This window comes from Haliea sp., assembly GCF_041395985.1.
GTDB lineage: Bacteria > Pseudomonadota > Gammaproteobacteria > Pseudomonadales > Halieaceae > Haliea.
Genome location: NZ_JAWKZJ010000003.1, coordinates 49,604 through 68,600, shown reverse-complemented (window position 1 = coordinate 68,600; position 18,997 = coordinate 49,604). Strand labels below are relative to the sequence as shown.

The 18,997-nt window shown below is 64.1% G+C and carries 17 protein-coding genes; 12 read left to right on the top strand and 5 right to left on the bottom strand.

The window, feature by feature from the left end; all coding sequences use genetic code 11:
- Positions 1-13: 13 nt before the first annotated feature.
- The 9 genes from R3E49_RS06780 to R3E49_RS06740 all read left to right on the top strand — a co-directional run bounded on the left by R3E49_RS06780 (position 14) and on the right by R3E49_RS06740 (position 10,339).
- Positions 14-1,192 carry a sulfotransferase family protein gene (locus R3E49_RS06780; RefSeq protein ID WP_371294351.1) on the top strand — a complete coding sequence of 393 codons (1,179 nt, stop codon included), beginning with the start codon at positions 14-16 and terminating at the stop codon, positions 1,190-1,192.
- Between the two features lie 38 nt (positions 1,193-1,230).
- A complete protein-coding gene (locus R3E49_RS06775; protein ID WP_371294350.1) occupies positions 1,231-3,417 on the top strand; it encodes a glycosyltransferase in 2,187 nt (728 codons plus the stop codon).
- 11 nt (positions 3,418-3,428) lie between these two features.
- Entirely contained in the window at positions 3,429-4,535 is a 1,107-nt protein-coding gene (locus R3E49_RS06770; protein WP_371294349.1) for a hypothetical protein, read from the top strand.
- A gap of 11 nt (positions 4,536-4,546) precedes the next feature.
- Positions 4,547-5,791, top strand: coding sequence for an AmpG family muropeptide MFS transporter (locus R3E49_RS06765; RefSeq protein ID WP_371294348.1), 1,245 nt, complete (start codon positions 4,547-4,549; stop codon positions 5,789-5,791).
- Positions 5,788-6,486, top strand: coding sequence for a hypothetical protein (locus R3E49_RS06760; protein ID WP_371294347.1), 699 nt, complete (start codon positions 5,788-5,790; stop codon positions 6,484-6,486). The genes R3E49_RS06765 and R3E49_RS06760 overlap by 4 nt, the downstream gene beginning before the upstream one ends.
- Positions 6,487-6,580: 94 nt before the next feature.
- The gene (locus R3E49_RS06755) at positions 6,581-7,573 is read left to right on the top strand and encodes a glycosyltransferase (RefSeq protein ID WP_371294346.1); all 993 of its coding nucleotides are present in this window, start codon (positions 6,581-6,583) and stop codon (positions 7,571-7,573) included.
- Positions 7,574-7,582: 9 nt separating this feature from the next.
- On the top strand, positions 7,583-8,371 hold the full coding sequence (locus tag R3E49_RS06750) for a class I SAM-dependent methyltransferase (protein ID WP_290743257.1): 789 nt from the start codon (positions 7,583-7,585) through the stop codon (positions 8,369-8,371).
- Positions 8,372-8,374: 3 nt separating this feature from the next.
- Positions 8,375-9,421, top strand: coding sequence for a phytanoyl-CoA dioxygenase family protein (locus R3E49_RS06745; protein ID WP_371294345.1), 1,047 nt, complete (start codon positions 8,375-8,377; stop codon positions 9,419-9,421).
- A gap of 24 nt (positions 9,422-9,445) precedes the next feature.
- Positions 9,446-10,339 (top strand): glycosyltransferase, encoded by an 894-nt coding sequence (locus R3E49_RS06740; protein WP_371294344.1) that lies wholly within the window; start codon positions 9,446-9,448, stop codon positions 10,337-10,339.
- A gap of 10 nt (positions 10,340-10,349) precedes the next feature.
- Here the strand turns inward: R3E49_RS06740 and R3E49_RS06735 are convergent, their stop codons facing one another.
- From R3E49_RS06735 to R3E49_RS06725, 3 genes are read right to left on the bottom strand one after another with little or no spacing between them, the layout of a single operon-like run.
- Entirely contained in the window at positions 10,350-11,753 is a 1,404-nt protein-coding gene (locus R3E49_RS06735; RefSeq protein ID WP_371294343.1) for a sulfatase, read from the bottom strand.
- Positions 11,754-11,762: 9 nt separating this feature from the next.
- Positions 11,763-12,950: an acyltransferase family protein gene (locus tag R3E49_RS06730; RefSeq protein WP_371294342.1), complete on the bottom strand. Its 1,188-nt coding sequence runs from the start codon at positions 12,948-12,950 to the stop codon at positions 11,763-11,765.
- Positions 12,941-13,276: an MGMT family protein gene (locus R3E49_RS06725; protein ID WP_371294341.1), complete on the bottom strand. Its 336-nt coding sequence runs from the start codon at positions 13,274-13,276 to the stop codon at positions 12,941-12,943. Before R3E49_RS06725 ends, R3E49_RS06730 begins: the two co-directional genes overlap by 10 nt.
- A gap of 154 nt (positions 13,277-13,430) precedes the next feature.
- Between R3E49_RS06725 and R3E49_RS06720 the strand changes: the two genes are divergently transcribed.
- Positions 13,431-14,429: a phytanoyl-CoA dioxygenase family protein gene (locus R3E49_RS06720; RefSeq protein ID WP_371294340.1), complete on the top strand. Its 999-nt coding sequence runs from the start codon at positions 13,431-13,433 to the stop codon at positions 14,427-14,429.
- Positions 14,430-14,443: 14 nt separating this feature from the next.
- On the opposite strand, the gene R3E49_RS06715 is transcribed toward R3E49_RS06720, so the two are convergent.
- Positions 14,444-15,400, bottom strand: a complete 957-nt coding sequence (locus tag R3E49_RS06715) for a phytanoyl-CoA dioxygenase family protein (RefSeq protein WP_371294339.1) — start codon at positions 15,398-15,400, stop codon at positions 14,444-14,446.
- A gap of 40 nt (positions 15,401-15,440) precedes the next feature.
- Entirely contained in the window at positions 15,441-17,804 is a 2,364-nt protein-coding gene (locus tag R3E49_RS06710; RefSeq protein ID WP_371294338.1) for an EAL domain-containing protein, read from the bottom strand.
- Between the two features lie 226 nt (positions 17,805-18,030).
- Here R3E49_RS06710 and R3E49_RS06705 point away from each other — a divergent pair, with 226 nt between their 5' ends.
- Both R3E49_RS06705 and R3E49_RS06700 read left to right on the top strand, forming a co-directional pair.
- Positions 18,031-18,444 carry an FxsA family protein gene (locus R3E49_RS06705; RefSeq protein ID WP_371294337.1) on the top strand — a complete coding sequence of 138 codons (414 nt, stop codon included), beginning with the start codon at positions 18,031-18,033 and terminating at the stop codon, positions 18,442-18,444.
- 226 nt (positions 18,445-18,670) lie between these two features.
- Positions 18,671-18,961, top strand: a complete 291-nt coding sequence (locus R3E49_RS06700) for a co-chaperone GroES (RefSeq protein ID WP_290743284.1) — start codon at positions 18,671-18,673, stop codon at positions 18,959-18,961.
- Positions 18,962-18,997 lie beyond the last annotated feature (36 nt).

Sequence of the window (18,997 nt, the reverse complement as noted above, 5' to 3'; positions counted from 1 at the left end):
GGGTATAGGCGTCATGCCTCCCGCTAGTCCGCTGTCCGGCGCGCCAGTGTTACTGTTCGTGGTGGGAATGCACCGCTCCGGCACCTCGGCGCTGTGTGCCGCACTGCACGCCTGCGGTGCGACCTTCGGCGACCGTTTGCTGGCGCCCATGGCCGGCGTGAACGACGAGGGTTTTTGGGAGGACATCGATGTCGTGGCGGCCAACGAGGCATTGTTGGCGGCGGCAGGAATGCGCTGGTACGCCGTGTCCCGAAGCGATGAGTGCCGGTGGCCCGAGGAGGCCCTGCAGCGCTTTCAGGCCTGTGCACAAGCCATACTGCAGCGCGGCTTCGGCAGTGGCCCTGTGCAGGTGGTCAAGGATCCACGCCTGTGCATCACCTTGCCGCTCTGGTTGCGTGCCTGCGCTGACCTGGCCGTGGAGGCGCAGGTGTGCACCGCATCCCGCGCGCCGATTGAGGTGGCGCAATCCCTGCAGCGGCGCGATGGCTTTCCGCTGGGCTATGGTCTGCGGCTTGACCTGGCTTACCGCCGCGCGCTGGATGCGGCCGTACCGTCCTCAGCGCTTGCGGTCAGCTTTCCGGAATTGTTGCAGGACGCCTCAGCGGTCATGTCGCGGCTGGCAACACAGCTGCCCCTGCAGGCGGGCGAGGATGCCGTTGCAGCGGCCGTGAGATGCGACCTGCGGCACCACAGTGCCTCGGGCGCCGTCGGGTCGGGCGCCGGTGCGTCGGGCGCTCTCAATCTGCTGGAGCAGCCGGTGATTGCCGCCAGTGAGCTGGCAGCACTGGAAGCGGCGATCGAGCGGCAGTACCCCGTTGCGGGGTTGCTGTCTGAGTGGGCCGAGGGCTTTGTAGCGCGCGGCACACAGCTGACTGACCTCGGTGAGTCGCACAGTCGTGCCCTCGCGACCATCGCGGAGCGCGATGCACAAATTGCCGATCTGGATCGCCGACTGCAGGAAACCGGCGCCTGGCTGGAGCGCGCCCTGGCGACGGTTGAAGAGCGCGACGGGCAGATCGCAGAACTGGACCGCAGATTGGCCGACATTGGTGACATGCACAGCCATGCGCTGCAGGTGATTGCTGAGAAGGATCGTGAAATTGCCGACAAGGATAGTGAGATCGCCGAAATCTATGCCACCCCGGTGGTCGGCCGCATTCTGCGCCGGGTGCACCGCAAACGTGAGCCGTAGTCCGGGCGAACAACGCGGGGCGGTCAACAGGAGTGAACGTGCGCAGCGTTGACATCGTGGTGCCGGTCTATACCGGTGTGGAGGAGACAAGGCGTTGCCTGGAAACCGCGCTGGCGACGGCGGACCCTGCCTGGGCGCGGCTGGTGGTGGTCAACGACGGTTCGCCGGACCCTGAAATCACCGCCCTGTTGCGTGATTTCGCAGGGCAGCATAGCGGCGTCGTGCTGCTGGAAAACGCGCAGAATCTGGGCTTCGTCGCGACGGCCAATCGGGGCATGGAGTACGATGCGGAACGCGATGTCGTGCTGCTGAACAGTGATGTCGAAGTGGCCAACGATTGGTTGCACCGCCTCCGGGAGGCGGCCTACCACCATCCCCGTGCAGGCAGTCTCACACCCTTCGCCAACAACGCAACCATCTGTAGTTTTCCCAATTTCTGCAAGGACAATGCGCTGCTGTTCGGTCTTGATGTCGCAGAGATCGACCGGGTGTTCGCGGAGCAGTTCAGCGCGGCTGATGCCTACGAGGTGCCCACGGGCGTCGGCTGCTGCATGTACCTGCGGCGGGATTGCCTGAACGAGGTTGGCCTGTTCGATGTGGCAACCTTTGGCCGCGGCTATGGTGAAGAGAACGACTGGTGCCAGCGCGCGCAGCGTGCCGGCTGGCGCAATCTGCACCTCGCCAACTGCTTTGTCTACCACAAGGGTGGAGTGAGCTTCGCCGACGAGCAAACGCCGCGCGTTGCCAGGGCCATGGCGCTGCTGGATGAGCGCTACCCGCGGTATCACGCGGAAATTCAGGCCTTCATCGCGCGTGACCCCGCGCGCGGCGCACGTACCGGCGCCCTGCTGGCCCTGCTGGCCGGGCAGCCGCGGCCCAAGATTCTCTGCCTGTCGCACAAACTCGGTGGCGGTGCGCAACAGCATGTCGATGAATTGGCCAGCCTGTACACGGCCGATGCCCTGTTTGTACAACTGACACCCGCGGTGGAGGGGCAGACGGTCACGCTGAGTGTGTTTGACGCCGGTGTGCGCCTGGCCGATGGTCTGCACTTCTCGGTGGACGGCGAGTTCGATGCGCTGGTGGCACTGCTGCGCGAGCTGGGTATCGGCCGGGTACATTTCCACCACACCATGGGACTGCACCCGCGGCTGTGGGTGCTCGCCAGTGCCCTGGGCTGCAAGCACGACCTCACCATCCACGACTATTACCTGATCAACGGCAACCCGACGCTCACTGATGCGGATGCGCGTTTTGTCGGTGACGACGCCTGTGATTTTGACCAGCGCTGTGCCGGGCACTACCCGCTGCCCGAGGGTGTTTCTGCGGAACAGTGGCGTGCCAGCCAGGGGCTGCTGATCGAGCAGGCTGAGCGCGTGATTTTCCCCTCTGCCGATTGCGCCGCGCGCTTCCAGAGGTTCTTCCCGGTGCGTAACGCCGTGACGGCCTGGCATCCGGATTTTCTCGCCTCACAGCCTTACCCGCAGCCGGTCTGGCGGCATGTGCCGTCGCGGCCGTTGAAGGTGCTGGTGGTGGGGGCAATCAGTCGAGAGAAGGGCGCTGATGTGCTGGAGTCGGTGGCCGATGAACTGGCCGCGAGCGGCCTGGTGGAGTTCCACCTGCTGGGTTATGCCTATCGCGCGCTGGGCCGGTCGGTAGTCACCCACGGTCCCTACGCCAACGCCGAGGCCTGGAGCCTGATTGAGGCGATTGCCCCGGATGTCGTGTGGTTTCCGGCCCAGTGGCCCGAGACCTACAGCTACACCTTGAGCCTCGCCCTGCACCTGGGCTTGCCCGTCGTGGTGCCGGACATTGGTGCCTTTGTCGAGCGGGTATCGGGCCGGCCCCTGAGTACCATCATGCCCTGGAATACGAGCACCGCACAGTGGGGTGAGCTGTGGCAGCGCTTCGCGCGTGGCGAACAGCCCGGCAGCGCACCCCAGAGCCCGGTGGCGAATCCTGACGCGAGTTTCTATGCGGGCGCCTATCTGGCGCCTGTGGTCCCCCGGCAGGGGGTCTTTGCGCCGGGGCGCATTGCCTCGTTGGCGGGCAATCTGCATGCGGGCACGCCGCGCCTGAGTCGCTCAGAGCGTCTGCTGGGGTTGATCTGGCGCATCAGTCGGCACCCCCTGGTGGCCCGGCTGGTATCCTGGGTCCCCTTCCGGGTGCAGCAGGCGATCAAACGCCGGCTCTCTGCCCGCCCCATGCACGATATCGTGCGTTAAGGGAAGTCGTTATGGCCACGGTTTACCTTCACATCGGCGCGCCGAAGACGGCCACATCCAGCCTGCAGGCGATGCTGGCCGCGCACCACGATGACCTGCTGGCTGCGGGTATTCTCTACCCCGCGACCTGTCGCCACGGGGACGCGCACCATGTGCTGGTGGCGGACCTGATCGATAAATACCAGGCCAACCCGATGCCGGACATCTGGTACGGCGATTTTCCCCGCGGCCAGGCCTGGTCGCGCCTGCGGGCCGAGCTTGCTGCCGCCGGGCCCACCGTGCACACGGCGATCGTCAGCTCGGAACTGTTCTTTGGCCAGTCGATCAACATCGAGCGGATGCTGGGCGATATCCAGGCGGCACTCGCCGGCCACGATGTGCGTGTCCTGATGTACCTGCGACGCCAGGACCAGCTGTATGCCTCGTTTTATAACCAGGACGTCAAGGGGGCGCGGCAGTGGCCGGGCAGCGCCTACGAGTTCTATGAGACGCACCAGATATTCCAGCGCGACTACGACCAGGTGGTCGATATGTGGGGTGCCGCGTTCGGTCACGTCAATCTCCGCGTGCGCCCCTTTGAGCCGGCGCAGTGGCCCGGTGGCGACATGGTCAAGGACTTCTGCCAGGTGACCGGACTGCCACCGCTGCGTGCTGTGGGCGCGGAACCCAACGACGGCCTGGGTGCGAACCAGCTGTATATCAAGCGCTGCCTCAACCACATGGGATACGACAAGGCGGACAACGACCGCGTGGTGGGCCTGCTGCTGAACCTGTGTAGAGAGTCGCCGTTGAAAAGCGTGCGCTACGTCAATATGGGTTGCTACGGGCGCCTGCGCGAGCGCTGGACCCGGACCAACCAGCGCCTCGGCGCGGTGGTCGGTGACGGCGGCAACTTCTTCCACGCGCCCGTACCGGAGCCCGCCGCAGTGCCCGAATATGCGCTGGACCGGGCTCTCCTCGGGGATTTTCTGCAGCGGCTTCTGGCGGCCGGCCTCGGCGGGCACCTGGGTAGCCTGCGCGGGCTGTTTGCCCGCGCGGCGCTGCTGGTCATCGCCGAGCAGGGCCTGTGGGATGCGGTTCCCCGCAGTGATAGAGTGACCTTCGAGTCCTGGGTGTAGGCGCGACTGACATGAACCTGGAAAGCAGCGGCTGGCGCTCAGCCGTGTTCAATCGGCGCATGCTCATCTGCGTGTTCACCGGGCTTGCCTCGGGCATGCCGCTGTATGTGCTGCTGCAGCTGGTTCCGGCCTGGTTGCGTGACCAGGGGGTTTCCCTTGCCGAGATCGGCCTCTTCGCGCTGGTCGGCATCCCCTACGTGTGGAAGTTTCTCTGGGCGCCCTTGATGGATCGCTGGATCCCGCCACTGCTGGGCAGGCGTCGCGGCTGGATGTTCCTTTGCCAGTTGGCACTGATTGCGTCCATTGGTGTGCTGGGCGCCTTTGATCCGCAGCAATCCACCTGGGTGATCGCTTGGCTGGCCTTTGGGGTGGCATTTTTCAGCGCCAGCCAGGATGTTGCGCTGGATGCGTTTCGTCGCGAAATTCTGCCCGACCGGGAACTGGGCCTGGGCAACGCGATTCACGTACAGGCCTACCGCATATCGAGCCTGATACCGGGCTCCCTGTCGCTGATCCTCGCGGATATTCTGCCTTGGAGCACGGTGTTCTGGATAACGGCCGCGTTCATGCTGGTGGCGTTGTGCATGAGCCTGCTGGTTGCAGAGCCAGACTCCGAATTGCCGACCGGCACGGGGCTGCGCGAGGCGGTGGTAGCGCCATTCTCGGAGTACCTGCAGCGCCGTGGCTGGACGGGCGTCTGTCTGGTGATTGGCTTCATGGTGCTCTACAAGATCGGCGACAATATGGCGACGGCCCTGGCGACCCCGTTCTATATCGATATGGGGTTTTCCATGACCGAGATCGGTGTGGTTGCCAAGAACGCCGCGCTGTGGCCGGCAATTGTGGGGGGCTTGCTGGGCGGTATCGCCATGCTGCGCCTGGGTATCAATCGCTCCCTGTGGGTTTTCGGTGCAGTGCAGCTGCTGAGCATCCTCGGCTTCGCGGTGTTGGCCGGCAGCGGGCCGCTACTCTGGCTGCTGGCGGTCGTTATTGCCTTTGAGTACCTCGGTGTCGGCATGGGCACGGCGGCCTTTACCGCCTTCATTGCCCGTGAAACCAGCCGCACCTACGCCGCCACGCAGTTCGCGCTGTTCACGGCTATTGCGGCACTGCCAAGAACCTTTGCCAATGCCAGTACCGGTGTCATTGTCGAGGCGGTGGGCTGGCAGTCGTTTTTCCTGCTCTGCACACTGCTGGCCGTGCCTGGCATGCTCTTGCTGCTGTGGGTGGCACCCTGGCGGGAGGCGCCGGCATGACGGGCCAACCCCGGCGCGTGATCGCCATACTGGGCATGCACCGCAGTGGCACCAGCTGCCTCACCGGCTCGCTGCAGGAAGCGGGCCTGGAGCTGGGCGAGCACCACACCTGGAACCCTTACAATCGCAAGGGCAATCGCGAGAACCAGGATTTTGTCGACCTGCATGACAGTATCCTCGCGGCGAATGGCGGTGCCTGGGACAGCCCGCCGCGGACCACAAACTGGTCCGACGCCCACCGCGAGCGGGCCCGCCGCCTGCTGGCCGAGTATGCGGGGGTGGAGGCGCTCGGCTTCAAGGACCCGCGATGCCTGTTGTTGCTGGCCGGCTGGCGTGAGCTGGTTCCGGGGCTGGAGCGGGTCGGTATATTCCGCCACCCGGAAGCGGTTGCAGCCTCCCTGTTGAACCGCAGCCAGATGCCGCGGCAGCAGGCGCTTGCGCTGTGGTATGCCTACAATCGCCTGCTGTATCGCGAATATCGCCGCAAGCCCTTCCCACTGCTGTGTTTTGACGATGGGGAGGCCCTGTTCAACCGCAACGTCGATGATGTGATTGACCGGCTGCGCCTGCAGCCCGTTGCGGCGCCCACCCGCTTTTATGACAACACCCTGAAAACCTACCAGGCCAGTACACAGCCGCGGCTGCCGTGGAAGATTCGCTACCTCTACTACCGGTTGCGGCGGGTGAGCCTGTGAGGCGGGTCAAGCCTGCACCCCTGACGGCGTGGCGGTATGGCAGCCAGTCCGTTACTATCTGCACACGCCACCGGGGCCGCTGAACGGATAATAAATGCTGGCACGTTTCCTTAAAAAAGATGATCGCACTGCGCGCGCCAGGGATGTGCTCAGCGTCAGCTTTGTGGTGATCGTCTATGACATGCAGCAGCAGGCGGAAAACACCATTCGCTCACTGCTGCCCGGCTATCAGCTGGGGGTCAGCGGCGATGAATATGAAGTGATCGTGGTGGAGAATGCCTCTGCCAACACGATGCGTCGTGAATTCCTGCAGAGCCTGCCTGCCAACGTGCGCTACTTCCTGCGCGAGAACCCCGAAACCAGCCCGGCGAAAGCCATCAATTTTGGCGCCGAGCAGGCCCGGGGCGAGAATATCTGCGTCATCATTGACGGCGCGCGCATGCTCACGCCAGGTGTGGTGCGCACCATCCTCATGGGGCATCGCTTGAGTGACAGCGCAGTGGTGGCGATTCCCGGCTACCACCTCGGCCGGGAACTGCAGCAGGAGGCGGTGAACAGCGGCTACAGCCTGGAGCAGGAGCGCGCCCTGCTGGACTCCATCGCCTGGCCCGAGGCGGGCTATCGACTCTTCGATATCGCCTGTTTCAGCGGCTCCAGCGCCCCCGGACTCTTCATGCCCAACAGCGAAAGCAACTGCATCAGTATTCCCCGCGATATCTGGCGAGGCCTGGGCGGCTATGATGAGCGCTTCAACCTCCGCGGCGGCGGCCTGATCAATCTCGATTTGTACAAGCGCGCCTGCGAATACCCGGGGGTGCAGCACATCATCGCGCCCGGTGAGGGCACCTTCCACCAGTTCCACGGCGGCGTCACCACCGGTGGCCAGAGTCGCGAGAAACGCGAAGCGTATATCGAGCAGAGCAAGGCCCAGTATCGGGAATTGCGCGGTGAGGAATTTGTCAGCCCCCGCAGCCAGCCCCTGTATCTCGGTGAGATTCCCGAGCAGGCGCAGAAATTTGTGCATTACTCGGCGTCCCGTGTGCTCCTCGCGCGCGGGGAGTCCCCCCTGACCCACGGCCCCGCCTGAGGACACCCAGTGAGCAGCAAGATTTACTTCCCACCGTCACTCCAGCGCTTCGAACCCCGGCGCATGGTCTTCAGCACCTGGGTCGACCATCTGCCCTTTGCCTACGACCTGGTCACCGCCCTGCGGCCCCGGCTGGTGGTGGAGCTGGGGGTGTACAACGGCTTGTCCTTTTTCACCTTCTGCCAGGCCATGGTAGAGAACGATATTGACGGCGTCGCCTACGCCATCGACTGCTGGGAGGGGGACGAGCACACCGACGCCTACGACGATTCGGTATACCAGGATGTACAGCAGCATGCGCGGGAGCACTACCGCGGCATTACCTACCTGCTGCGTATGTACTTCAATGAGGCGCTGCGCCATTTCGAGGACGATAGCATCGACCTGCTGCACATCGATGGACTGCACACTTACGAGGCGGTCCGGGAGGACTTCAGCAACTGGTACCCGAAGGTGCGCCCCGGTGGCATCGTGCTGTTTCACGATGTGATGGCCAGGCTCAAGGATTTTGGCGCCTGGAAGTTTTTCGAGGAACTGGAAGCGAGCCACGGTGAAATTTTCAAGTTCAATCACGGGTTTGGGCTGGGTGTCTTGCGCAAGCCCGGAGGCACGCCGGTGCAATCTGAGCTGACGGAGCTGTTGTTTTCCGGCGACCCGGAAACGGAGAAGCGCCTGCGCCAATTCTACTCTCACGCCGCCCACTTCCTGGAGGCGCGCCGGCAGGCGAAGCGCTTCAAACCCAAGGACAGTGCCTATGCGCCCAAAGGGGGGCAGGGCAAGCAGGCCGGAGAAAGCTGAGTAGTGTCTGTCGCTGGCGTGAACCACGATGCGCTGCTGGCTCAGGCTCTCGCTTTTCGCGAGCAGGGCGATTGGGCGCAGGCGTTGGCCACGCTGACCCGGGCCAATATTCAGCGCCCTTCGGCGGATGTGCAGCAGCAGCTGATTGACTGGCGTATCGAGGCGGGGCGTTCGCTGCCGGCGTCTCCCGAAAGCGCACCGCGGGTAACAGCGCCGCTGGGCGCGGCTGGCAGCGTGGGCATCCCCGAAATCGCACCCTCTGAGCTGAGCGCTGCGCGGGTGCGGGAAGCCGTGTATTCCAGCGGTGCGTTGATCGTCCGTGGCCTGCTCAAGCCGCCCACGGTCGAGACACTGCGTCAGCAGATCGAGCGCGTGGTCGGGGCCCGGGAAAATCCCGATCTGTTTCCCCCTGTGGAGTCGCAGGCGGCCTGGTATGTGCGCTCCCCCGAGGCCTGGGGTGCGCCGTCACAATTTTTTCGCCGCCCCGGGCAGACCGTGGAAAGCAGTTCCATCTGGGTCGCCGATTCACCGCGCATGGCCTGTGAACTGTTGGCGCTCTACGAGTCCCTGGGCCTGCCGGCGCTGTTGGAGTCCTATTTCGGTGAGCCCGCTCGACTGTCGGTCAAGAAATGGGTGCTGCGCAAGATGGCGCCGAAGAAAAACGGCAATGCGGGATGGCACCAGGATGGCCGCTTTCTGGGTGAAGACATTCGCTCCCTCAATCTGTGGCTGGCGCTGAGTGACTGTGGTGGCGATGCGCCTGCCCCCGGCATGGATCTGCTGGTCGACGGGCCTCGGGAGATACACCCCACGGGCACCGACGGCGCCTGGTTTGACTGGACGGTGGGGCCGGAGCGGGTGGCCCGCCTCGCCAGGGAGGCATCGATAGTCCAGCCGCGTTTTGCCCCGGGTGACGCCTTGCTGTTCGATCAATACAGTCTGCACCGCACCGCGCTCGAGGATCATCACAGCGCGGTCCGTTATGCCATCGAGGCCTGGTTCTTCGCCGCCTCTACCGCACCCGCGCGGCAGCAGCCGCTGTTTATCTGACGCCTGGAGCACCACCGACCTCCCATGCAACTGTCCGTGATTGTCATTGCCTATGCCATGCAGCGTGAGATTCCGCGGACGCTGCAGGCCCTCGCGCGCAGCTACCAGACGATCGGAGCCGACCTCGATTACGAAGTCATTCTGGTGGACAACGGCTCACTCCGGCCGCTGCAGGTTGATGGTCTGAGTGACGACGTGCCCGTGCAATTGCTGCGTATCGACGATGCGCTGGCGTCTCCGGCCCAGGCCCTCAACCGCGCGGCAGCGCTGGCGCGGGGCGAGGTGCTGTGCCTGATGATTGACGGCGCGCACCTGCTGACGCCGGGCGTCTTCGAGTGGGCCCTGCGGGCTTTTGCCGCCTTTCCCTGCCCGGTGGTCGCGGCGCGCTATTTCTACATGGGTCCGGGAGAACAGCCCGAGACCGTGCTGCAGGGCTACGACCAGAACGCGGAGGATGCCCTGCTGCGCCGCATCGACTGGCCGCAAGACGGCTACAGGCTGTTTGAGGTGGGTACACCCCTCTCGGGCGGCGCCGCCAGCATTACCTGGTTCAATCGCATGTTCGAATCAAACTGTCTGTTCATGAGCCGGGAACACTATTTTTCAGTGGGCGGCAGCGATGAGCGGTTCGACCTGCCCGGTGGCGGTTTTCTCAACCTCGACTTGTACAAGCGCGCGCTGGATGCAGACGGGGCGGTTTCGGTGCAACTGGTGGGGGAGGGCAGCTTTCATCAGGTGCATGGTGGCACGACGACCAATAGCGAGCGCGTGGCCCGTGAGGCAAAACTGGCCGGTTACCGGCAGCAGTACCAGGCACTGCGTGGACACGACCAGCTGCTCAGCGACAAGCCACTGCATTTCCTCGGGCACCTGCCCACGCAGGCGTCGAAAATACATTTGCGCAAGCGCCAGCGATAACGCCCTCGCCTCAGCGGGTGGGGCCCCGCCACAGCGGCGGCACAGGGCGCGCCAGCATGGCCTGCAGCGTGTCCACGTTGGCATCAAGCAGCCCACGGTGGCGGGGTTCAGCGGCAAGATTGTGCGTTTCGCCGGGATCGGACTCCAGATCGTACAGGATGTGCACGTTGGCGACGGTGTGCCAGATATGCTTGTAGCGGCCCCGGCGCAGCATCGGTGACCCTTCGAGCGTGCCACAGAAAATTGGCCTCTCGGGTACGGGAGCGCGCCCTTCAAGAACGCCCCACAGGCTGTGTGAGTCCAGATCACTGCACGGTGCGGGCAAGCCGACGCGCTCAAGCACCGTGGCGACAGCGTCAAAGCTCTGTACCGGCTCCTGCACGCGGCGGCCGCCGCTGACCCCGGCACCGGCCATGAAGAAAGGCACGCGTGCGATGTCGTCGAAGGGCAGCCAGGGAATCTTGCCGAGATAACCGCGATGCCCGCCGTAGTCGCCGTGGTCGGAGAGGAAGATCACCAGTGTGTTGTCGAGATCCACGGATTGCAGCAGCTCACCCACCATGTCGTCGACGTGATTGATGCCGGCACGTATCGCAGCCAGGACTTTGGGAAGGTGGTCCGCAGCGTGGTGATCCACACGGTCCGGCTCGAAAAAGGTGCCTCGCGGGTGGCGCACGGTGATGTTGGAAAACGGCCAGGGCAGCCCTGCATTGCTCTCCATGCCCGATTGCGGCAGTACCTGATCCTCGGGTCGAAAACGGGAGGCGTAGGGTTCGGGGGGGCTGTAAGGCGTATGCGGGTCCGTGTAGGACACCACGGTGAACCACGGTGAGTCCCGGCGCGCCGGGTCCTGCAGAAACGCCTGAGCGTGGCTTGTGATCCAGCGTGTCGGGTGCCACTCCGCGGCATAGGGAAAGACGCGCGGTATGCCCGGGCGCTGAAAACGCAGATCCTCGCGCCCGGAACCCGTGATCCAGTGGCGGTAGTCGTCGGCCTCATCCCGTGGGTAGCCCGCGGGCAGGTGCTCGCACATCGCCATGGTGTCGAAGCCGTGCTGCGCGCGTATCGGCGAGAAGTGCATCTTGCCGAACAGTGCCGTATCGTAACCCACGTCCCGCAGTGCATGGGCGAGTGTCCAGTACCCTTCTGTCAACGCCAGGCCACTGGCCGTCTGCGCCCGCGGTCGACGGCCCCCGCCGGTGGGTACGCGGTGCGGCAGCAGCCCGGTCAGCAGGGAGGAGCGGGCGGGAATGCAGGCCGTGTCGCTGCTGTAGGCCTGTTCGAAGATGACACCGCGGGACGCCAGGGCGTCCAGGTTCGGGGTGTCAGTCACGCCGTCCCCGCGACCGTAGCCCAGGGAGTCGTAGCGCTGCTGATCGGTCATCAACAGCAGAATGTTGGGGGTGTCTTGCATGGGGTGATTCTACACGGGCAGCGCGCGTTTGCGGCGCAGGAAGGGTTTTTCCACCCAGTGATAGCTCGCCAGCGACAGCGCGAGTGCCAGCGCCAGTGCTGCAGCGGGCACCAGGTACAGCCAGACGGAAGCCTGGTACGCCTCAGGCCCCATGGACTCACGCAGGGGATAGATCAGGTAGAACAGGACCGGCACATGCAGCAGGTAGAGCGAGTAGGACAGCTTGCCAACCACTGCCAGCGCATTATTGACCAGCAGGCGCTTTGCGGGCAGTTGGCCCAGCAGCAGGCAGAGTATGACCACCGCCCAGAGCGCCGCTTCGTAGCTGTGGTGCAGGTGCCAGGTCACTTCCGCCGCGCCCTTTGCCATCTGCGTGACCGCCAGCAGAATGCGTTCCAGCAGTGCCAGGGCGAGCAGCAGCAATGCAAGCGACAGGCCGGCCACCAGTCGGCTGCGCTGCCGCAGGACGGGTGCATCCGCAAGGCGCAGCCACGCCGCCGCTGCAGCGATACCGATCAGAAAAGCCGGCGCGCGCGCAAACAGGGATTTGCTGAGCAGGAAGGTTTTCCCACCCGCCATCTCGCCAACCACCACCAGCGCCGTATAGGCGGCGGCCCAGGTGAGCAGCAGGACGATGCAGCACAGTCGCCCGCGCGGTCCGGCTGTCCATAGCAGCATACCCAGCGGTAGCAACAGGTAGAACTGGATCTCCGTCACCAAGGTCCACCACACCACGCTGTAGGGGAATGCCTGGAAACCGACGAACTGGAACAGGGCCGCCCGGGTGATCGTCGCGGTGTCTCCCGTGAGCAGCCAGGTGATCAGCAGGGCAACGTAGTAGAGCGGTACGATGCGCAGTGCCCGGGCCTTGAAGTAGGCCCCGAGCAGGGGTTTTGGCTGCCCCGGGTCGGCGGCGTGGCGCAGCCAGGGCAGGGATAGCAGGAACCCGCTGAGAACAAAGAACAGGGTGACGCCTGTGTTGCCGCCGGCGATGAAACCGATGCCCGGTGTGGGGTTGCCGGGGACCTGCAGGCCGCTGAGCCCCCAGGCGTGAAACAGAAAGACCAGCAGAATGGCCAGGCCGCGAATGCAATCCAATTCCTGCAGGTAGGTACGACGGTCGCGCAGTCCCTCAGCGAGATCCAGCGAAGCCGGAGCTCCAGCTGTGGACGCGGCCGGCCCGGTGGTTAGCGACATGTGTCACCCGGTATCCACCGGTAGGTGGCGAGTGCGATACGGTCGCCGCTGCGCACGGTGACGCCCTCTTTTTCGAGTCTTTTTCGCTGCAACCTGCCCGCATCCGACGTAGAGGGAAGGGACAGCTTGCCGGCACTGTTGATGACCCGGTGCCACGGAACGCGGGTATCCGATGGCAGCTGGCGCAGCGCCCAGCCAACCCGGCGGGCCGCCCTGCCAAGGCCGGCAAACCGCGCAATGTCGCCGTAGGTGGATACACGGCCTTGCGGGATGCTCGCGACCACGTGCCAGATGCGTTGGTTGGTGCCCTGCGGGTCGGTTTCCACGGACGGTCTCTTCCTGTGCCAGACGCGTATGGTGGTATTTTTCGCTGTCCCGAGCAAGCGCTGCAGCGGGCGTCGGCGGGGCCTGTGCAGCGGCTCTTTACTTCGGCCCGTGCTCTGGGCAAAACTGGCGCCGATACAGGCGCTGTGATGGATCATGATCCCCGAAGAACCCGATTATCTGCCCATGAAGGTGGCCAATGCACTACTCGCTGACGGCCCTGCCCTGCAGGCGCGGATGGCGGAGGACGGCTATCTCTTTTTTCGCGACCTGTTACCTACCCGCGTACTGCATGCCCTGCGTGAGGAGGTCACGGGGATTCTCAGTGACATCGGCTGGATCCGCGGCGGGCCGGAACGTCTGGCGGCGGAGTCACAGGTGCTCCCGTGTCGCGAAGGCGAGCCCCGGTATTTCGAGGCGCTGGACCGCATTCAGTGTCTGGAGCGATTTCATGCGCTGGCCCACGAGCCCGCGCTACTGCAGCTGATGACACTGTTGCTCGGAGAGGGCGCCTTTCCGCACCCCCTCGGCGTGATGCGCCTGGTGTTTCCGGATAACCCGGAGGTGACGACACCCCCGCACCAGGACTACCGCAATAACCAGGGGACCCCGCGCCTGACGGCTGCCTGGATACCCCTGGCAGATTGCCCGCGCCACTGCGGTCCGCTGGCGATCCTGCCCGGCTCGCACCGCAGTGGTGTCCTGCCGCTGTCCTTTCACCTGGGGCCGGGCAATCGCCAGGCCGTGCTGCCTGAGAGCCTGATGCACACTGCCTGGGTGACGGAGGATTTCCGCGCCGGCGACGTGTTGCTGTTCCCTGCGCTGACGGTACATCGGGCACTGCCCAATCAGCATCCGACCCGCATGCGGCTGTCCGTGGACTTCCGCTACCAGCCCGCCGGCGAGCCTCTCACCGAACAGTGCTTGCGGCCGCATTTTGCGCGCCAGTCCTGGGAGGATATCTACCGTGGCTGGGAATCAACCCGACTGCAATATTATTGGCAGGAGCGGGACTACAGCCTGGTGCCCTGGGATGAGTCCCTGCACGCGCTGCCAGCCGACCACTGGGACCAGGCGTTGCGCGAGGACATGATCTATGAGCGGACGCGTCAGCGCCGTTTTCGCAGTCGCAATCGACCAGACCACGAGGATTGAATGCGGCCCCGGCGTTACCAGCGAATCGGTACCTGGTTCAGAGGGGCTGCGCTCTCCCCGAAAAACCAGGTTTCGATCGCATAGCGCGGGCGCTGGAAGTCCGTGCGGTATTGTGTTCGGTGCAGGAACAGGTGATCAAACAGCAGCGCGTCACCGGGATTGAATACCGGCGCCACCGGCGGTGTGCGCGGGAAGTAGCTGGACACCGACTCCGAGCTGACTGACCAGTCGAAGAGCGCGCCATCGGCGGAAACAATGCGCTGCAGGCGCGCGGGTACCACATCCATGCCGGGGGCGCCGGTTTCGCCGCCGCAGCGGGTCAGCGGTATCCACAGGTTGATGCTGTTGATGTACTCGCCCATGAAGGCGCCATCCTGGTGCCAGCCCGCCTGGTGCACTGGCAGCCGGGTTTTGCGCAGCACCCACTTCTTTACCGACAGGCAGGGGGCCTCGCCGAGGTAGTCGGTGAACAGCGTTCTCAGGCCCAGGCTCCCGTACAGCTCCAGCAGGCTCTCGGCCACGCAGGGTGCTTCCGCGCACATGGCGGACCCGGAGTCGCGGTGAAACGCGCGGGAGCGGCCCAGCTCACCGCCGGGCATTTTCTGGCGCAGGATGTCGGGCGGGTCGAAATAGCAATCGTGCCTGTCACCGGGGGAAGCGCACGCCGCGATGACCCGGTCAATCAGGTCGCGCAGTGCCGGGTGCAGGGACGCCGGGACCAGGTCGCGGACGATAACGGCGCCGTGGGTCTGTATGCCGTGACGCAGTCCGGCCGCGGACAGGGCGGCGGCGGACACCTCCGGCAGGCCGTTGCAGAGCGCTGCCCCGTGCCCTTCCTCCGGCGCGGTGGCCGGGGGCCGGGGTGCCGGTGGCGCTTCCTGCCAATGGCTGATCCGGGCGCTCAGTCGCTCGGCATCCTGTGCCCGGATCCGCCTGATCGGGGCGACAAACTCTGGCTGTGGGGTGTGCATGATCACTCTCCGGTGCGAGGGTGCGCAGCGTGTCTGGCGCCTATATCTGGTAGTGTACCGGCGTCGGGTGGCTGTCGTGAAATTGTTGCGCCCAGGCCAGCGCATGCGCCTCCTGCAACGGCCTGCTGTAGAAGAAACCCTGGCCCAGGTTGCACCCCATGGCAATCAGCTTCTCCTGTGTCTCGCGGTTCTCGATGCCCTCGGCAATCACCCGGCGGTTGAAGTTTCTCGACAGGGCAATGATGGATTTCACGATCATCTCGTCCTCGGGGTCGTCCAGCATGTCGGCGACGAAGGACCGGTCGATCTTGATTTCCTGGGCCGGCAGGCGCCGAAAATGATCCAGTGACGAGTAGCCGGTACCGAAGTCGTCCAGTGATACCTCCACGCCCAGCTCGCGACATTCCAGCAGGGTCTCGATGATCTTGTGGGCGTCGTCGAGGGCCGTCGTTTCAAGCAGCTCTATCACCAGTCGTGAGCGCAGTTCTACGTCGCAGTCCTGCAGAGCCTGTCTGAGGTCCTGCACAAAGGTGCTGCCAAGAAAGTGCGTGGGGCTGAGGTTGATGCTCAGTGTGTAGGGCAGGCCGGCGCGTGCCCAGCGCTGCAGCTTTTGCACCGCCTCGGCAATGACGAAGCGCCCCACCGTGGCCGCATACTCGGTTCTCTCCAGCTGTGGCAGGAAGCTGATCGGCGACAGCAGGCCCTCATCCGGGTGATTCCAGCGTATCAGGGCTTCAAAGCCATCAACCCGTCGCGCATTCAGGGTGATCTTCGGTTGCAGGTAGAGTTCGAGCTGCCCCTCCTGCAGGGCGAGGGAAATGTTCTCCAGGATCTTGACCCGTTCTGCGCGGTACTGGTTGGTCTCGAAATCGAACATCTGGTAGCGGTTCTTGCCGGCGTCCTTCGCCGCATACATTGCCTGGTCCGCATGCCGGAGAAGCAGGTCAGGGGCAGCTTTGTCCTGGGGATAGACCGTCACACCCATGCTCCCGCCGAGCGTCAGCACCTGATTCTGGAGGCGGATGGGTTGGCGTATGGCGCCCAGGATGCGCTCGTACACCGTATTCTCTTCCACGTCCCGGATGATGGCCACGAATTCGTCGCCCCCCAGACGGGCGACAATATCATGTTCGCGCAAAGCGTTTTTCAGGCGCGAGGACACAGCACTGAGCACCTTGTCCCCAACGGAATGGCCGTGGGCGTCGTTGATTTCCTTGAAGCCATCCAGGTCGATAAAGCAGATGGACAAGGTGCCATTGCGGAGTTCAGCCTGCTTCAACTCATCGTCAAACAGCTCGGTCAGGCGCCGCCGATTGGGCAATCCCGTGAGCGCGTCGTAGTTGGCGGCCTGCTCGAGCCCCCGTTGGTGATCGAGCTTCTCCTGATACAGGCGTTTGTGCTCGATCAACTGGCCTACTGTCTGCAGCAGTGGGTCCAGATGATGCGCCGCTTCGGTCGTGTAGGCCTTGCGCTGTGCCGTCAGTCCCACCAGACCCACGCGGTTGCTGCCGGAGAAAATGGGAATACCCAGTTGCGGCCAGACCCCGGTTGCCTGCCCATCGGGACTGTCAGGGGAACCGGTATCGTCGGTCCCATTCCTGATCACCATATCATCGGAGGCGAGGGCGAGGGCAATCAGGGTATCGAACTCTTCGAGGGTTTCACCGTTGGCATCCGTGGCATCTTTGCCAGCCGCTCGACGGATGGTCTCTGTCGTCGCACCGATCTTCAGGTATCGCCTGTTCCGCCTGTCCAGCAACACCTCCCCGATGAAACCGCGCTCGCTGCCCGTCAGCTCCAGAAGGTCGGCCAGCATGAGGTCGAAGGCAGCGTCCTGGTAGGCCTGCGCATGAAACGTATTCTGCGCCCGGTGGATCGCCCGGTTGAGCCGGGTGATCGGCACGGCCGCACGGGATTGAGCTTCTTCCGAGGTGCGTTCGAGCTCGTCCTCCAGAATGTCTGCGAGGTGACGCAGTACGTCGAGTTCCTGCAACGGTATCTGCCGCGGTTGCGGATCGATAATGCACAGGGAGCCCACTTTCATGCCGGTGGGTTCGCGCACAGGCACGCCGGCGTAAAAGCGGATGTGCGGAGCGCCTGTCACCAGGGGATTGGCGCAGAACCGCGGATCGCGCGAGGCGTCTTCTACCAGCAGTATCCCGTCCTGGTGCACCGTGTGGTCGCAGAACGCCATGCAGCGAGGCGTTTCGGTGACCTCCAGCCCGCGGCGCGCCTTGAACCACTGACGGTTTTCGTCCAGCAGCGAGAACAGCGCGATGGGGGTTTTATAGAAGCGACCGGCGATTTCCACCAGCCGGTCAAAACGACGTTCTGCGGCGGAGTCGAGTATGCCCAGGCGGTGCAGGGCCGCAAGGCGACGCTGCTCTTGCGCTTCGGGGGTCATGGGGTAAAGCCCGCTTGACGGCCGACGGTGGCCTGCCAGGGTTGCTTGTTGAGTAGCCACGCCGCGCGGCAGGGCCGAACCTTGCCCATGGGCAACACGTTCCTTATGTCGGGGAGCGGAAGTGTAACAAAATCCGTAAGCGGGCGGCTATCGCTTCCCGGGAAGCCTCGCTCCCTGCATTGCATTTGGGTTTTGCGTCCCCATACTTGCTGTGAGGAGAATGACTATGCGCCTACTGATACTCTTGCTGCCCTGGTTCGAGCTTTTTACCCTGATCCAGCTGGGGGTTGAGACCAGCGCCCTGACTGCGCTCGGCTATGTGCTCTGCACGCTGCTGCTGGGTCTCTGGTTGCTGCGCCGGCAGGGCCTGGACATTTTCCAGCGTCTGGTGGCGGCCCAGCAGGGTGTTGTGCCCGGTCCGCAACTGTTGCTGGACGACATGGCGCTGGGGCTGGCTGCCGTATTGCTGATGGTGCCCGGCCTGTTGTCGGATGTGGCGGCGCTGGTGGTCATGATCGGGCCACTACGACGGCGCCTCGCGCGCTGGCTGGGTGCGCCGCAGGTAGAGACCTATCGCCCGGAGCAGGACCGGGCCGGGCCAACGACGCTGGAGGGCGACTACCGCCGGGTAGATAAGTAAGTGTATAACCCGTTGATAAATATTGAAAAAGTGCCTTTATCCCGGTTGTGGAGTGCCTTCACTGGAGGCCGCGGCGGGGCGCGTTGACATGAATTTGGCACTCTTGAAAAAAGAGTGCTAAAAAATCCCTTGAAATCCTCCCTTGCGCCCCAATATCCCGAGCAAGCCCCGACGGGGTCTGCCCGAAGCGGGCCTGTATAACACTGTAATCAGGAGAACGTGATCGATGAAAATTCGTCCGCTGTACGACCGTGTGGTCGTTCGTCGCAAGGAAGAGGAAGAAACCACGGCCGGTGGCATTGTCCTGCCGGGTTCTGCCAAGGAAAAACCGAACCAGGGTGAAGTCATTGCGGTTGGCGACGGCAAAGTGCTGGAAAACGGCGAACTGCGTCCCCTGGCCGTCAAGGTGGGTGACAAGGTTGTGTTCGGTCAGTACGCCGGCAGCAACACCATTGAGGTTGACGGCGAGAAGCTGATCATCATGGGCGAGAGCGAAATTTTCGCGATCGTCGAGTGAATGTGAACCCGTTACCCAACAATCAAGTTTCGAGTT

What these genes read in the sequence shown, in the direction of transcription:
- R3E49_RS06735 (WP_371294343.1), bottom strand. Translation starts at nt 11,753, where the DNA reads ATGCAAGACACCCCCAACATTCTGCTGTTGATGACCGATCAGCAGCGC.
- R3E49_RS06740 (WP_371294344.1), top strand. Translation starts at nt 9,446, where the DNA reads ATGCAACTGTCCGTGATTGTCATTGCCTATGCCATGCAGCGTGAGATT.
- R3E49_RS06760 (WP_371294347.1), top strand. Translation starts at nt 5,788, where the DNA reads ATGACGGGCCAACCCCGGCGCGTGATCGCCATACTGGGCATGCACCGC.
- R3E49_RS06720 (WP_371294340.1), top strand. Translation starts at nt 13,431, where the DNA reads ATGATCCCCGAAGAACCCGATTATCTGCCCATGAAGGTGGCCAATGCA.
- R3E49_RS06705 (WP_371294337.1), top strand. Translation starts at nt 18,031, where the DNA reads ATGCGCCTACTGATACTCTTGCTGCCCTGGTTCGAGCTTTTTACCCTG.
- R3E49_RS06730 (WP_371294342.1), bottom strand. Translation starts at nt 12,950, where the DNA reads ATGTCGCTAACCACCGGGCCGGCCGCGTCCACAGCTGGAGCTCCGGCT.
- R3E49_RS06770 (WP_371294349.1), top strand. Translation starts at nt 3,429, where the DNA reads ATGGCCACGGTTTACCTTCACATCGGCGCGCCGAAGACGGCCACATCC.
- R3E49_RS06700 (WP_290743284.1), top strand. Translation starts at nt 18,671, where the DNA reads ATGAAAATTCGTCCGCTGTACGACCGTGTGGTCGTTCGTCGCAAGGAA.
- R3E49_RS06715 (WP_371294339.1), bottom strand. Translation starts at nt 15,400, where the DNA reads ATGCACACCCCACAGCCAGAGTTTGTCGCCCCGATCAGGCGGATCCGG.
- R3E49_RS06765 (WP_371294348.1), top strand. Translation starts at nt 4,547, where the DNA reads ATGAACCTGGAAAGCAGCGGCTGGCGCTCAGCCGTGTTCAATCGGCGC.
- R3E49_RS06780 (WP_371294351.1), top strand. Translation starts at nt 14, where the DNA reads ATGCCTCCCGCTAGTCCGCTGTCCGGCGCGCCAGTGTTACTGTTCGTG.
- R3E49_RS06710 (WP_371294338.1), bottom strand. Translation starts at nt 17,804, where the DNA reads ATGACCCCCGAAGCGCAAGAGCAGCGTCGCCTTGCGGCCCTGCACCGC.
- R3E49_RS06755 (WP_371294346.1), top strand. Translation starts at nt 6,581, where the DNA reads ATGCTGGCACGTTTCCTTAAAAAAGATGATCGCACTGCGCGCGCCAGG.